Annotated in this window: 16 protein-coding genes; 11 read left to right on the top strand and 5 right to left on the bottom strand. The window is 41.8% G+C overall.

Annotation, left to right across the window (positions count from 1 at the left end; all coding sequences use genetic code 11):
• Positions 1-108 precede the first annotated feature (108 nt).
• The 10 genes from CEQ75_RS01955 (at position 109) to CEQ75_RS19430 (ending at position 8,363) form a co-directional block, all read left to right on the top strand.
• Positions 109-2,016, top strand: a complete 1,908-nt coding sequence (locus CEQ75_RS01955) for an ABC-F family ATP-binding cassette domain-containing protein (protein WP_089608851.1) — start codon at positions 109-111, stop codon at positions 2,014-2,016.
• A gap of 353 nt (positions 2,017-2,369) precedes the next feature.
• Entirely contained in the window at positions 2,370-2,585 is a 216-nt protein-coding gene (locus CEQ75_RS01950; RefSeq protein WP_089608850.1) for a hypothetical protein, read from the top strand.
• A 358-nt stretch (positions 2,586-2,943) separates the two neighbouring features.
• A complete protein-coding gene (locus CEQ75_RS01945) occupies positions 2,944-3,384 on the top strand; it encodes a hypothetical protein (RefSeq protein ID WP_089608849.1) in 441 nt (146 codons plus the stop codon).
• Between the two features lie 192 nt (positions 3,385-3,576).
• The gene (locus CEQ75_RS01940; RefSeq protein WP_089608848.1) at positions 3,577-4,515 is read left to right on the top strand and encodes an RHS repeat domain-containing protein; all 939 of its coding nucleotides are present in this window, start codon (positions 3,577-3,579) and stop codon (positions 4,513-4,515) included.
• The gene (locus CEQ75_RS01935; protein WP_157677267.1) at positions 4,512-5,168 is read left to right on the top strand and encodes a hypothetical protein; all 657 of its coding nucleotides are present in this window, start codon (positions 4,512-4,514) and stop codon (positions 5,166-5,168) included. The genes CEQ75_RS01940 and CEQ75_RS01935 overlap by 4 nt, the downstream gene beginning before the upstream one ends.
• Positions 5,128-6,558: an RHS repeat-associated core domain-containing protein gene (locus CEQ75_RS19630; protein ID WP_476700536.1), complete on the top strand. Its 1,431-nt coding sequence runs from the start codon at positions 5,128-5,130 to the stop codon at positions 6,556-6,558. Before CEQ75_RS01935 ends, CEQ75_RS19630 begins: the two co-directional genes overlap by 41 nt.
• The gene (locus CEQ75_RS01915) at positions 6,539-7,066 is read left to right on the top strand and encodes a hypothetical protein (protein WP_089608844.1); all 528 of its coding nucleotides are present in this window, start codon (positions 6,539-6,541) and stop codon (positions 7,064-7,066) included. Before CEQ75_RS19630 ends, CEQ75_RS01915 begins: the two co-directional genes overlap by 20 nt.
• A gap of 185 nt (positions 7,067-7,251) precedes the next feature.
• On the top strand, positions 7,252-7,905 hold the full coding sequence (locus tag CEQ75_RS01910) for a tetratricopeptide repeat protein (RefSeq protein ID WP_198306606.1): 654 nt from the start codon (positions 7,252-7,254) through the stop codon (positions 7,903-7,905).
• Positions 7,906-7,932: 27 nt separating this feature from the next.
• Positions 7,933-8,133, top strand: a complete 201-nt coding sequence (locus CEQ75_RS19435) for an ATP-binding cassette domain-containing protein (protein WP_420828401.1) — start codon at positions 7,933-7,935, stop codon at positions 8,131-8,133.
• On the top strand, positions 8,112-8,363 hold the full coding sequence (locus CEQ75_RS19430) for a hypothetical protein (RefSeq protein WP_420828400.1): 252 nt from the start codon (positions 8,112-8,114) through the stop codon (positions 8,361-8,363). Before CEQ75_RS19435 ends, CEQ75_RS19430 begins: the two co-directional genes overlap by 22 nt.
• On the opposite strand, the gene CEQ75_RS01900 is transcribed toward CEQ75_RS19430, so the two are convergent.
• From CEQ75_RS01900 to CEQ75_RS01885, 4 genes are read right to left on the bottom strand one after another with little or no spacing between them, the layout of a single operon-like run.
• The gene (locus CEQ75_RS01900) at positions 8,326-8,997 is read right to left on the bottom strand and encodes a P-II family nitrogen regulator (protein ID WP_338031990.1); all 672 of its coding nucleotides are present in this window, start codon (positions 8,995-8,997) and stop codon (positions 8,326-8,328) included. The two genes, CEQ75_RS19430 and CEQ75_RS01900, sit on opposite strands and share 38 nt — an antisense overlap.
• Positions 8,972-10,477 carry a DUF1538 domain-containing protein gene (locus tag CEQ75_RS01895; protein WP_089608842.1) on the bottom strand — a complete coding sequence of 502 codons (1,506 nt, stop codon included), beginning with the start codon at positions 10,475-10,477 and terminating at the stop codon, positions 8,972-8,974. The genes CEQ75_RS01900 and CEQ75_RS01895 overlap by 26 nt, the downstream gene beginning before the upstream one ends.
• A 40-nt stretch (positions 10,478-10,517) precedes the next feature.
• Positions 10,518-11,213, bottom strand: a complete 696-nt coding sequence (locus CEQ75_RS01890; RefSeq protein WP_089608841.1) for a P-II family nitrogen regulator — start codon at positions 11,211-11,213, stop codon at positions 10,518-10,520.
• Complete coding sequence (locus CEQ75_RS01885) at positions 11,210-12,847, bottom strand: DUF1538 domain-containing protein (RefSeq protein WP_089608840.1); 1,638 nt, start codon at positions 12,845-12,847, stop codon at positions 11,210-11,212. The genes CEQ75_RS01890 and CEQ75_RS01885 overlap by 4 nt, the downstream gene beginning before the upstream one ends.
• 175 nt (positions 12,848-13,022) lie before the next feature.
• Between CEQ75_RS01885 and CEQ75_RS01880 the strand changes: the two genes are divergently transcribed.
• Entirely contained in the window at positions 13,023-13,541 is a 519-nt protein-coding gene (locus CEQ75_RS01880) for a DUF1648 domain-containing protein (RefSeq protein WP_157677261.1), read from the top strand.
• A gap of 1 nt (position 13,542) precedes the next feature.
• On the opposite strand, the gene CEQ75_RS01875 is transcribed toward CEQ75_RS01880, so the two are convergent.
• Positions 13,543-13,848 carry a hypothetical protein gene (locus tag CEQ75_RS01875; protein ID WP_089608838.1) on the bottom strand — a complete coding sequence of 102 codons (306 nt, stop codon included), beginning with the start codon at positions 13,846-13,848 and terminating at the stop codon, positions 13,543-13,545.
• Positions 13,849-13,897 lie beyond the last annotated feature (49 nt).

The following is a 13,897-nucleotide window of genomic DNA, read 5'->3' as shown; positions in this document are numbered from 1 at the left end:
TTTTTATAATAAATGATGTAATATAATTAATCAATAGACCAATAAAAAATTTGTCTATTTGTGGAACAATGGATAATATGATAGATAATGAACGGCTGGAGAAAATATATGAATTTATTAACCGTGGAGAATATCACAAAAAGTTATGGAGAACGAATTTTGTTTAATATCCCTGCTTTTGTTATTGGGGAGCAAGAAAAGATTGGATTAATCGGGGTGAACGGTACTGGCAAGTCCACTTTTTTAAAGATTATTGCGGGAAAGGAGACGCCGGATCAAGGAAAACGAATCATAAGTCATCATATGGTTATTGAATTTTTACCCCAAAACCCCTTATTCCTGGAGGAAGCCACTGTGCTCCAACAGGTTTTTCAGGGGGATGCGCCGGTGATGAAATTGATTCGGGACTATGAAGGCATTCTGGACAAGGTGAATCAAGGCAGAGAAGAAGATGCTGAAAAGGAATTGGTTGCCCTAAGTCAGCAAATGGATCAGATGAATGCCTGGGGTATGGAAAGCGAAGCGAAAAACATCCTGCATAAGCTGGGTGTTGAGGATTTTTCAGCTCAGGTGAAAACCCTTTCCGGGGGACAAAGAAAAAGAATTGCTTTGGCTGCTGCTTTAATCCAACCGGCGGATTTATTGATTTTGGATGAGCCGACGAATCATCTTGACAGCCAAGGAGTGGACTGGCTGGAGGAGTATCTGAATCAGAGAAAGGGTGCCCTTTTAATGGTAACCCATGACCGTTATTTTCTGGATCGAGTGGCCAATCGCATCATTGAACTGGATCAGGGTCACTTATACAGTTATATGGGAAACTACAGCTATTTTCTCGAAAAAAAGTCAGAACGGGAAGAATCGGAGATTGCTACCCAAAAGTCCAGAAAAAACCTTTATCGTCAGGAACTGGCCTGGATGCGAAAGGGCGCAAAAGCCAGAACCACTAAACAAAAGGCGCGGATTGAACGCTTTGAAAAACTGGCCGGTGAGATGGGTGAGACAAAAAATGAAAAATTTGAAATACAGACGGGGGCAACTCGTTTAGGCAAAAAGGTTTTCGAAATTGAAAATTTGGGAAAGAGCTTTGGAGAAAAAACACTGATTCATGATTTTAACTATATCTTTACCCGCCGGGATCGCATTGGAATTATCGGATCTAATGGCATTGGGAAATCTACCTTATTGAACATTATTGCCGGGAAGATTCTTCCTGATCAGGGCCGGGTGGAAACAGGCACCACGGTAAGACTGGGGTTTTTTTCCCAGGAAAATCAGGAGATGGACCTTGATCAAAGGGTCATTGATTATATTAGAGAGGGAGCGGAAGTGATTCCCATAGAAGGCGGCGGCACCATCAGTGCTTCTCAAATGCTGGAACGCTTTCTCTTTGCCCCTCAGGTGCAGTGGAAACCCATTGCCAAGCTATCCGGAGGTGAAAAAAGGAGACTTTATTTATTGCGCATCCTCATGGAGGCACCGAATGTACTTCTTTTAGATGAGCCTACCAATGATTTGGATATTGCCACCCTGACTGTTCTGGAAGATTATCTGGATCATTTCCCTGGCGTCGTCATCACTGTCTCCCATGATCGTTATTTTCTGGATCGGGTGGTAGAAAAAATCTTTGCCTTTCAAGAAAACGGGGAGATCCTTCCCTATGTGGGCAATTACTCGGAATATTATAATTATCTCATGCATGTCGCTGAGCAGGATTTAAAGGAGAAAAAGGAGTCAAAAGAACAAAAGGGAAGGGACGACCGCAAGAGAAAGCAGGTATTAAAGTTTACCTTTAAGGAACAAAAAGAATTTGAAACCATTGATGCTGAGATCGAAGTGATTGAAACGGAACTGGCGCAATTGGATGATGAAATCAACGAGGCAGGAGGAGATTATCTCTTGTTGCAGGATCTGCTGAATAAAAAAGAAACACTAAAAGAGCAGCTGGATGATAAGATGGGAAGATGGACCTATTTAAATGAATTGGCTGAAGAAATCCAACGGTCCAGAAGTTAGTTTATTTGATAATAAGAGCCATCCGAGAGAAGGATATTTTGTAACAGTCTCCCGGATGGCTTTATATGTTAAGCTCCCTTCGTGTTATCTAAAAAAGGCCGTTGCAAGATGAACAATTCTGTACATTTAGCAAGGCCCTATTTTTGTTATTCTTTGATTATGCCACATAACACTGGGTATTATTGTCACAACATGACATATTATGTCGAATAAAACAAATAAACAACATATTATGATAAAATATATTAAGTATAGCAAAATATAGAACAGGGGGATAAATAAAAATCAAGGTAAATCACTTAAACTAAAATTAAGTTCAGAGGATATATGATTGTGAAGAGGGGATGAAGGATTTGGAAGTAAGGAAATCTCTACACAATGCTTTTAATAATGTTAATCTTGGGAGTGGAGTGGCATCTGGAGTTACAGGGCTTGCTTTTGGAGCTATTTCTGGAGTCACAGGTAATATTTTGGGCATGTATAATATCCAAACTCAAAATTTATTAAAGCGTGCCGCTACAACAGCTTTAAGTTTTGATGATGGCTTGGCCTTTAATAGCTCAATGTAAGGAATTTTTAATTCAGCATAGGCTACCAGAAATAATTGGGTAACAGCGGAGGCTACCCTCACCACCATTTATAATATGGGCTCGACGTATTTTGATCCAATATTTAAGCCGCATATAACAGGGTATGGAAATTCAATCATGCACAATAATGGAATTTTACTGATTGGTATGACACGCTTCTTACCAATTACAGTAACAGTTATTTTACTACTACCTATTCATACGGTAAGTATTAATAAACAGAATATCAGATTTTACTTTAGTATGAATGGCTATATTATAAGTTGTTATTTATAGTACCTGATTAAATACTTAGAATATTGTTTTGTTTTATAAGGAAAAGAGTAGGAGGGATTCAATGAAAAGGTTTCTATATCTTGAATATAAAGCCATTTTGGTTGTGTCTATATTTTTAGTTGTAACTTTTCTCATCTTTTTCTCTATCATGCTTTTAAGCAAACAAGAAATAGGAAAGATAATATTTTTACTTTGGTGTTTAGTAGAAATCTACATGATATGGTACTTATTTTGGGAAAAAATTGTTATTGATGAAATTGGAGTTAGGTTTATAACGCTATTTAAAAAGAATGAGCTAAACTGGAATGAAATTAAAGAAATTGGGATAGGACATTTTTACCCTAGGGGTTCCAGAGGTTCTGACTACATATACTTTTCTAAGCATGATGAATTGTTGGGCAATCTAATATATCCTAAGATGGTAGGTAGAGATTTTATTATAATGCAATACAGGCAAAAGGCAATAGATGAAATACGCAGATATTGGGACAAACCTCTTTAAGAGACAAACTATAATGCATCCGGGTGCACAGTCGGGTAAGCGAGGCGCGGTGACGCACCTCGCTTACCCGACTGTGCTCTTGAATGAAACGATTTTGACCTACAGGGCAGGCTGATTTCATCCACCAATGAAAAAGGGGAAATCACTGGGTATTATTATGAGAATACGACTTATCCCGGCAATCTCACCAAGATGACGAAAGAACTGGGGGGTGGGAAAACCAGGACAATTACCTATGACTACACCGGAGCTTATAATGCCTTTCCCACTACGGTCACCGAACACTACACGGAAGAAGGGACGGCCAAAACTTCCGTCACCCATAATAACTATGAATTTATTTGGGGCAATGTAACCAATAGCACTGACCCCCTGGGTAATGTGACCAACTTTAGTTATGACGGACAGGGACGAGTCAATCAGATTACCTATCCGGTCACCAAAGGTCAAAGCGGGGATTATTTGATCAAAGAAAAATATAGCTATTACAAGAGCATAGCCCCAGGGGAGCTTGGCGGACAGCATACCTATCGTGTGTACCATAGGAAGACGAAAACCCTTGTGGGACAGTCAACAGAAACAACTTATGCCTTCAGCTATGACTATTATGATGACCGGGGCAATCTTCTTTTAACCAAAGACTACGATTATGATCAGGGCAAATATATCACAGAAATCTACAGTTATGACTCTACCGGTAATTTATCCTGGATCAAGGATGCCAAATCCAATCAGACCAACTATGCTTTTGACGAATGGGAGAGGATCAAAGAGATCACCGACAGTCAGGGAAATCGTCAGCTCTATAACTATGACATTTTCAACCGGACAGAATCAACGCATTTTGTCCCTGCGTCTACCGGAGTGGCTGAAAACCATTACAGCGAGGGGTATGACCAATGGGGAAATCTAATCAATCGTAAAGGTTATCCGGATGGCCTGGGTGCGCCCGCCTTGGTGGAAGAATCATATCAGTATGATCTGGTGGGGAATTTGATCACATCAACAGATCCGGAGGATCATGTAACCGCCTTTCAATATGATGCCCTGAATAACCTGGAAAAGGTCACCGATGCTTTAGGCAAACGGTGGATTACCAGTATGATCAAATGGGAAATATCAGTGAAATGAAGCAGTATGAAGGTGCAACATCCTTTGCATCAATTAAGGCATATGATGAAAGAGGTCTGCTGATATCCAGCAGACAGCCCGGAGGGGAGACCACAAATATTAAGTACAACAGGGCAGGACAGCCGGTGGAGATGAAAGATCCTTCGGGTAAGATCACCACGATGAGCTATGCTCCGGATGGAAAGCTTTTTGAGATGCGGGCTAATCGGGATCGGATCAGACAATATATCAGCCCTTATGGGGGAATAGAAAAATATGAGGTCTGGAACGATGATACAGGAAACGGGGAAAATCTGAGTTTTACCTATTATTCCACCGGTTTAATAAAAAATAAAATCTTGGGGAGTAAAGCCATCTCCTTTCAATACGATGATGTGGGAAATCAGACGAAGGTGACGGATCCTTTCAGCACACCCCTGGCAGTGGACTATCAGTATGATACTTTAAACAGGAACACGACTATTACTGCCGGGGCCAAGGTATTCACCTATGAATATTACCCGGATGGGATGGTAAAAGCCGGAATTTATCCCACACTGGACAATGGTCAAACCCTAAAAACGCTCAAGACCTACGATAACATGAACCGTCTGAAAACCTTAACAAAATCAAATTGGCACCCAGATTATTTCCCAGTACAGTTATGGGTATGATTGTAACGGCAATATCACATCTATCAACCAGAATGGGGATACAACAACCTATCAATACGATGCCTTAAACCGCCTGAAGAAGATAACAAGACCCAATGGCAACCAAATTGAGTATCAATATGATACCAGGGGCAACCGGACCCAAACCAATGGAAGCATCACAGGAGAAAGCAGCTATATCTCCGGGGTACTTACCTATAACGCCTGGGATGAGCTGGCGGATTTTAAAACCGGTAATCAAACCTACGAATATCAATATGATTCGGAAGGAATCAGGAAGAAGAAAACGACACCTGCCGGAACGATCAATTATTACTGTGATGATCTAGGCAGAGTAATCGGAGAAGCTGATGGCGCAGGAAATGCCATCGCCCAAATAATTTGGGGAAAGCAGCCATTGGCCCGGAAGATAGGGAGTAACTTCTATTACTACATCACCAACGGACATGTGGATGTAGTGCAAATGGTTGATGTGAACGGCAACATTGTTAACAATTATTCCTATGACGAATGGGGAAATATTCTCAGTAAAACGGAAAGTATCGCGAACCCCATCCGCTATGCGGGGGAATACTTTGATGAAGAAAGCGGCTTTTATTATCTAAGGGCTAGGTATTATGATCCAAGCACTGGCAGGTTTATTTCGGAGGATCCTTATGAAGGTAGTATTGACAATCCACTTAGTTTGAATCTTTATACTTATTGCAGTAATAATCCGATAAAGTTTGTTGACCCTAGCGGATTTGTCCCAGTCGTCCTTAGAGATGCGCTGCCCAAAGGTGCAATAATTTCTTGGGATAATATATCTAAAACCGCTTATGCTACAGTAAATGGTGTTACAACAGCATATAAAGGAAACATTGATAAGAATAACCGGTTATGGGTGGATGATTCATCAATTGCCAATAGTCAAAACTTTACAATTTCGACAGGCCCTACAGGTTCAATTGGCGGCGGGCCAGGGGTAATGGGTTCTCTTACTTATGCAATGGATAATCAGGGAAATAAAACGGCGCTGATAACGATTGGAGGAGGAGGAACTACACCAAATGTTGGATATGGATGGACACTCACTATTACTAATGCTCCGACAGTATACGATTTGACCAAATGGGGTGGTGAAACAGGTGGTTCAATCGGATATGTAACCATTGAATACGTTCAAGCAGGGAAGTATCGGGGTGTTAGTTTTACCGGTGCACCAAAACCACCACTTTATCCGGTCGAAGGGCATGGATATGTTACCTATACTTGGAATATGAAGCCTTCGCCACAAAAGGCTGCTCAAATTGAAAAAGAAATCAAACAGAGAATGAATTGGTTGAACGATAATTTACCTGATGATATCAAGGAGCAGCTAAATAAATACATTGGAACGCCAGTTTTTTAATAAGTATGAACCTTGGGCATTCTGGAAATGGAGGTGTGTAATCATTTTTATTCCATATTATACACTGCAAATTAATACCAACCTTGAATCAGATGAAATAAGGGAAAAATTGCAAAGCATTGTTGCCCCGCCGTCATTGTTATGGAATCTGGTTTATCTCACTACAAAACCTTTTCAAGGGAAAATTGGGGAAAAACATTTTAAGATAACGCGTATAAATGAAGGAGGGAAAATTGAAGGAGGTGCATTTTCACCGGTAATTAAAGGAGAAATAAAACAAAACGCGATAATTATAAAAATGCGACTTAGAATAAGTATGACTGTGTTTATGAGTTTTGGAATAATTTTTGTCGGTGTAACGGGTCTCAGTGTGTTAATAGAAGAAAGAAATGTACTTGCTTACTTGATGTTCCTCATGATCATGGCTTCGGGATACGTTATGACTACAGGTTCTTTTAGATATGGAGCTTATAAAGCGAGTACCATTCTTAAAGAGTTATTTCAATAATTCATTTAATGCGTGAGTCGGTTGATCACAAAAGACCAGTAATACAAGTTGTATTCTGTAGCCTACTAATACAATGTTTCTCATAAACCAGGGGGACGGTCCCTCCTGGTTTTGTAGTTTAAGCGGAGAGAAGGAAATAACTACCTATGAGGCCTACCATTCTGAATTTAAGGATGCGGTGCTATTTGCAGCTTAAAGAATTTGACTCTGCGATTAAAATATTTAAAGATTTAATCAGTGACTACCCGGATTGGGAAAGACCGTACTTTAACTTGGGCAGAGTATATTTAGAGATGGGTGTGATGGACCAGGCTTTAAAATTGTTTGAGGAGGCTATTTTACTAAGTCCTGAAGATGAAGATGCTTATTATTACTTAGGTATTTACCATTACAATAATAAGGATTACGAGGAAGCAAGGAAATGTTATGAAAAATCATTAACTCTGAATCCGAACCAACCTGAAACCCATCTTAACTTAGGAACATGTTATAGTCAACTGAAATTGTATGAAAAAGCCCTGATAGAATTTGACCTTGTTTGTAAAATTGACCAAGAACTGCATGAAGGGGCTTTGATTGATTTTGACGCTCCAGATCTGTTTGATCAAGAATGTCTGGATGCTATTTATAATAAAGGATTAGCACTGTTTTACTTAGAAAAATATGATGAGGCAATTAAGAAGTACATATTATTAAACCAATTGACTCCAACGGATACTGAAGTTATGATGAAAATTGCTGACTGTTATTATGAAAAAAGAGATAAGGAGAATGCAATTATATGGTCAAAAAAAGTCTTGGCAGCAGAACCAGAAAATGAATCGGCCCATGATTTATAGAATTCAATTGAGGAACTGTAGGGTTTTATGATTCATGATTTTAACTATATCTTTACCCGCCGGGACCGCATTGGAATTATCGGACCTAATGGCATTGGGAAATCTACCTTATTGAACATTATTGCCGGGAAGATTCCTCCTGATCAAGGCCGGGTGGAAACAGGCACCACGGTAAGACTGGGGTTTTCCCCCAGGAAAATCAGGAGATGGACCCTGATCAAAGAGTAATTGATTATATTAAAGAGGGGGCGGAAGTGATTCCCATAGAGGGTGGCGGCACCATCAGTGCCTCTCAAATGCTGGAACGCTTTCTCTTTGCCCCTCAGGTGCAGTGGAAACCCATTGGCAAGTTGTCCGGAGCCATCCGAGAGAAGGGTATTTTGCATCCTGTCTCCCGAATAGCTTTTTTCGATAAAAAAGTTAATACAAACCGTAGGTTTTATTTACATCCAGGATAAAAATGATCCCTTTACCCGGTTCATCAATATGGATGATCTCCTTAATAGAGGTAACGATCTCCTCGGTCAGTTTGTTTTCCGCCAGGATCAGGACAATTTCTTTTTCCGGCTCGATAGGCATGGCGAATAAGGTATGGGTTTCATGAATTCCGGAACCGCGGGCGTTCATGATGGTCCCACCCCGGGAGCCTGCTTTCTGTGCCGCTTCAATGACGTCTTCTGCATTGCCTTTATCGACAACTACAAAAATTGCCTTATACATGGTATCTGCACCACCTTTATTTTCATTCATGTTATCAGAAATATTGCATTTTTTACTTCCCAGTATTGCATCCACAGTCAAAGTAAAAGCGATGCCGTGGTTGGGTTTGTTGAAATGGAACTCTTGATTTAACTTTTCCAAGGCTTGGGCACTCACTGATTTTTCGGCAATCATCATCACGATTTCTTTACGAGTATCGTTTAGATCCAAAAATTCTAAGAGGCGGTTTTTTATTGTGCCTTTGCCTAAAAGAATGGTCCCTCCTGTGATGCCGTTTTTCTTAGCAATTTTAACAACCTTGCTTCCAATACCAAAGTTTACAATCACATAGATTAATTCAATTTCTTTATGATCCCAGCTGTTGATCATCATTTTTCAGACCTCCTTTACCGGACTTCAATTTAAAAATCAGACCTAAGATCTGCAAAGTGATCAGGGGTGTTAAGGCAACCATGGAAATCACGCCAAATCCCTCTCTTAAAACATCTGCCCCTTCAACCGCTTCTGCCACACCTTGAGCAAAAGCCAGAATAAACGTTGCTGTCATGGGACCGGAGGCTACTCCGCCGGAATCAAAGGCAATTCCAACAAATAATTTGGGCGTTAAATAGCTCATGATAATTGCAATTAGGTATCCGGGCAAGAGGTAATGCCATAATTGCACATTGGGTACGATGATTCTGATCATGGACAAGGCTACGGCAAAACCAACTCCAATGGACAAGGCCAATAATACTACCTTGGTTTTCACATAACCGCTGGTAACATCTTCAATTTGATGGGTTAAGACATGGACAGCGGGTTCTGCCAAGATAGTGACTAAACCTAAAATAAATCCTACCAGAATCACATAAAAATTATTATCCAAGGAAGCCAAACTGTATCCGACCACACTGCCTACGTCCATAAAGCCGGCATTTACACCGACTAAAAACAAGACCAGTCCCAGAAAGGTATAGAAGATGCCTTTCAGGATTTTTCTGAGGCTTTTTGAGGTCAGATGAAAGGAACCTTTTTGAAAAAGAAGGAGCAGGATTAAAATGGGCAGCAAAGCAAGAGCAATTTCTCCTGCGATCACAGGGATCTTTTGGATAAAGGGATTCAGGATAGAAACGGATTCGGACACATTGTATTTAAGGCTGCCGGAGAGCTCATTTGTCTTAAAAAAGATATTCATGATCATCACTGTGATGATCGCACCGGTAGAAGTTACGGCTACCAAACCGAAGCTGTCTTTTTCTGAGGCCTTACTATCCTTTTTTAAGGCGGAAACACCAAAAGCCAGGGCTAAGATAAAGGGCACGGTTAAAGCGCCGGTGGTGGCTCCGGAAGCGTCAAAGGAGATGGCTAAAAACTCCGGGGAGGTAAAAAGGGATAAAATAAAAATGATGAAATAAAGCACTGTTAATACTTTGTATAAAGGAATATTATAGGCAATTCTGATTAAACCTAAGGACAGCATCAGGGCAATGCCTATGGACACAACGACAATGATGCTCAGTTTGGAAATGACACCTGCGGTCACAAAATCCACTTGGCCAGCCAGAATATGCAAATCCGGCTCGGCAATGGAGATAAAAAAACCCAGCAGGATACCGGCTACACCGACGACCAGGAGTTTGTTGGTTTTCATGATGGTTGATCCCATTAAGTGGCCAATAGGGCTAATTCCAATATCAACACCTACTAAAAAGATGGATAATCCAATAACGATCAGCACCGCCCCCAGGATAAATCTCATAAGTTGGGGCATCGCCAGAGGGGTAAGAGTAAAATGCAAGATGAGAACGATGATGGTGATGGGAAGCACGGAAAAAAGCACTTCCTTAATTTTTTCGATCAATATATTCAAATAAAACCACTTCCTGCCTATGAGTTTTTGTAGGTTTTCTTTATTTCTTGAACATGTTTTCGATACCGACGACATCATTCACAGGCAAAGAGAAGACGATGGTATTGGCATCACTTTTTGGGCCCGTCTCTACCGCAATGGCTTCCATAATTTGCGGCCGCAATTCTCTCGAAGTGAGAATTAAGATGATGTCTTTTTCCGGCTGAATGGTGACGCCAAAAAACTTTTCCGCTTCTTTGATGCCGCTGCCCCGGGCATGAATAATCGTTCCTCCAGTTGCCTGGGCCGATTTGGCAGCTTCCATGACCTCTTCGGAAAATCCTCGGTTGGCGATAGCAATAATTAAATCATGGGGATAGGTTGGTGCCACAGAACTCCCTCCATTTCTTTGTGCAGTGCCTCTTAAATGTTTTTCCGCTCGAAAACCGCATACACTGTCCATGGGGATAGAAAAAGCGATGCCCCGTCCGGGGATGTCCAGGGAAAGTTTCCGGTTTAATTCCTTTAGCAGGTGTTGGGATTGATTCAATGTCATGGTACTAAACAAGATGTCCTTTTCCGTTTCACCTAAGCCTAGGTAATTTAATATTTTTGAATCTGCCGTACCTAAACCATGGGTTAACAGGATGAAGGTCACACCTTCACCTGCCAGATATTGAGAGATTTTTTCACCCTCCCCCCGATCTATGATGGTAACCATAAATGCCAAAGGGGCATAATTGCATACTTTGCTCAAGAACCTTCTCCTCCTTTCCGGGATTCCTCCTCATTGATTTCAAAAGGCGATTCATAGGCTGAACTTTCGTCCATGTATTCGATAATTGCCAAATCCCGGTCGGATGGACGTTCCATTGCTGCTATAGGAAGAAATTCCTGGTCCAAATTATTGTCCGCCATAGGAAGAAGGATATCCTGGGCGCGGCGCATTTTCTTCTGATAAAAGAAACCGAGGATTTGGATGGAAATCAAAGGGGTAGAGGCTACCATAGCCACAAGACCAAAGGCATCAGTCATGGCATTCCCTCCGATGGCAGCAGAGACGCCCAGAGCAAAAGGGGTTAAAAAGGCAGCCGCCATGGTCCCCGCAGCCACACCCCCTGAGTCGAAAGCGATGGAGGTAAAGATACGGGGCACAAAAAAGGTTAAGGCCAAAGCCAGGATATAGGCAGGTAAGAGAAAATACCAGATGCTGATCCCGGCCAGAATACGTATCATGGCCAGGGTTAAGGCAATACCCACCCCGACGGATAATCCGGCCATCATCATTCTTTTGGAAATCGCCCCTACCGTGATTTCCTCTACCTGCTTGTTAAGTACATGAACCGCAGGTTCAGCCGCCACCACGAAAAAACCGATAACAAAGCTCAAGGGGATCAGGATCCAATAATTGGTTAAAGAGGCTACCGCCTCACCCAGATATCTTCCTACAGGCATAAAACCGATGTTTACCCCGGTAAGGAAGATGGTCAGCCCTACTAAAGTAAAGATAATGCCAACGGCGATTTTGATCACCTGATCCTTGGGTAATTTTAATTGTATCAGCTGGAAAAAACCAAAGAAAATCATGATGGGCAGCAAAGCAAGGGTAATTTCCTTGAAAAACAAAATCAAACCTTGACCGTATAAGGTGAAAAAGGCCTGGACACTGTGCACGGAAAATACGGTTTCAAAGGCGAAATTTACATTGGAAGCATCATAGAACATGCCCATAATGAGCACAGTAAAGATAGGACCGATGGAACAGATGCCGCTTAAGCCAAAGCTGTCTTCTTCGGCACTTTTGCCGCTGCGTACGGAAGATACCCCCATGCCCAAAGCTAGGATAAAGGGTACTGTGATTGGCCCGGTGGTGACTCCTCCGGCATCAAAGGCCACAGCCAGGTAGTCCGGTGCGGTAAAGGATCCCAGGATAAATACGAGAGTATAGGCGACAATCAAAAAATAATTCATCGGGATCTGATAGAGAATACGCAGCAAAGCCAAGGAGAGAAAGAAGCCTACTCCAAGGGCTACCGATGAGACTAAAACCTGATCCGGAACTGCAGGTACTTGCTTGGCCAATACCTGGAGATCAGGTTCTGCCAGCGTCACCAGTGTCCCCAGGATGAAGCTGGTAATAATTAAAAGCCATAGTTTCCGGGAGCGTACTAATTTGGCGCCAATGATTTCCCCCATAGGCATAATAGCCATATCCGCTCCCATCGTAAAAAGAACCATGCCGATGATCAGCAAAAAAGTGCCGGTGATGAACAAAGCCAAGGTACTTAACGGCATCGGGGTGATGGTAAAATGGAGTAAAAAAACCAGAATGGCAATAGGCAGAATCGATTGGGCCGGTTCCTTAAATTTATCCAGTAAGTTTTCCCACATGGGCAGCCTCCTTTGGATACCTAATTTTCAATAGGATGTCGGCAATGCTTAATTATAACATAACAGGAACTATCATGAAAGGCGCAGCACCCGGGTCTTGCATTCATGATGAAAGAAGGATAAAATTTAAGATATTCTCTTTTCGCGGAGGACAAACATGTGGGGGACAAACATAATGAGGAAAGTTAATCGAAAAAAAGACTCCCGACCGGTGCTGGAGATTTCCCGCACCTATGAAGATTGGTTTTTAGATGCGGCATCATTAATTGGCCTGATTTTACTGGTCAGTTGCCTGATCTATTATTGGCCGCTTTTGCCCAATACAATACCGACCCATTTTGGTTTCTCCGGCCAACCGGATGATTGGGGCGGCAAATCAACCGTGATTATTTTACCGGTTACTGCTGTCTTGCTTTATATTCTTTTATCCGCGGTAAGTTATTTCCCCCATACCTACAACTATCCCTGGGCCATTACAGAAAAAAATGCCCGGGCTCAATATCTTTTGGCCCGGTCACTGCTGGGGTGGATGAAGGCGGAAATTATTTGGTTATTTTTATATTTAACCTGGATCACGATTTTAATTGCTCTGGGTCAGAAGGACAGCTTGGGTCCGGCCTCTATCTTTATCTTCCTGGGTGTGATTTTTGGAACGGTAGGTATTTATTTCCTCCTATCCGCTCGAGCCCAATAATTTAGAGGCTGCCGTCAATATAGATCCTGACCTTAATCCTTCCCTCAATGGGGTCTAAGACCTCCATACGGATCAGAGTATCTTTGATTTTCCCTTGTTCCACCAAGCGGGTCAGTTCCCCCATATTGATGTCCTGCAAGTGAATTCCGCTTTTCCTCAATTCCTTGACCGTTTCTTGGGGGATTACGTTCAGTGCTAAAAGGGGAAATTTTGCGGTTGCCTTTAGGATCCCCAGGGGAATATTGATATCGGCTTTAATTTCGGAATCCGTGTGAATTTTGATATGCAGGAAACGTTGGTTGGTCATATTTACCTCCCTTGAATGATTCTTTCCTATAGGATATGAAAGTCGGGGG

Source organism: Dehalobacterium formicoaceticum, from assembly GCF_002224645.1.
In the GTDB taxonomy this organism is placed as follows: Bacteria; Bacillota; Dehalobacteriia; order Dehalobacteriales; family Dehalobacteriaceae; genus Dehalobacterium; species Dehalobacterium formicoaceticum.
This window is presented reverse-complemented; position numbering and strand designations above follow the sequence as displayed.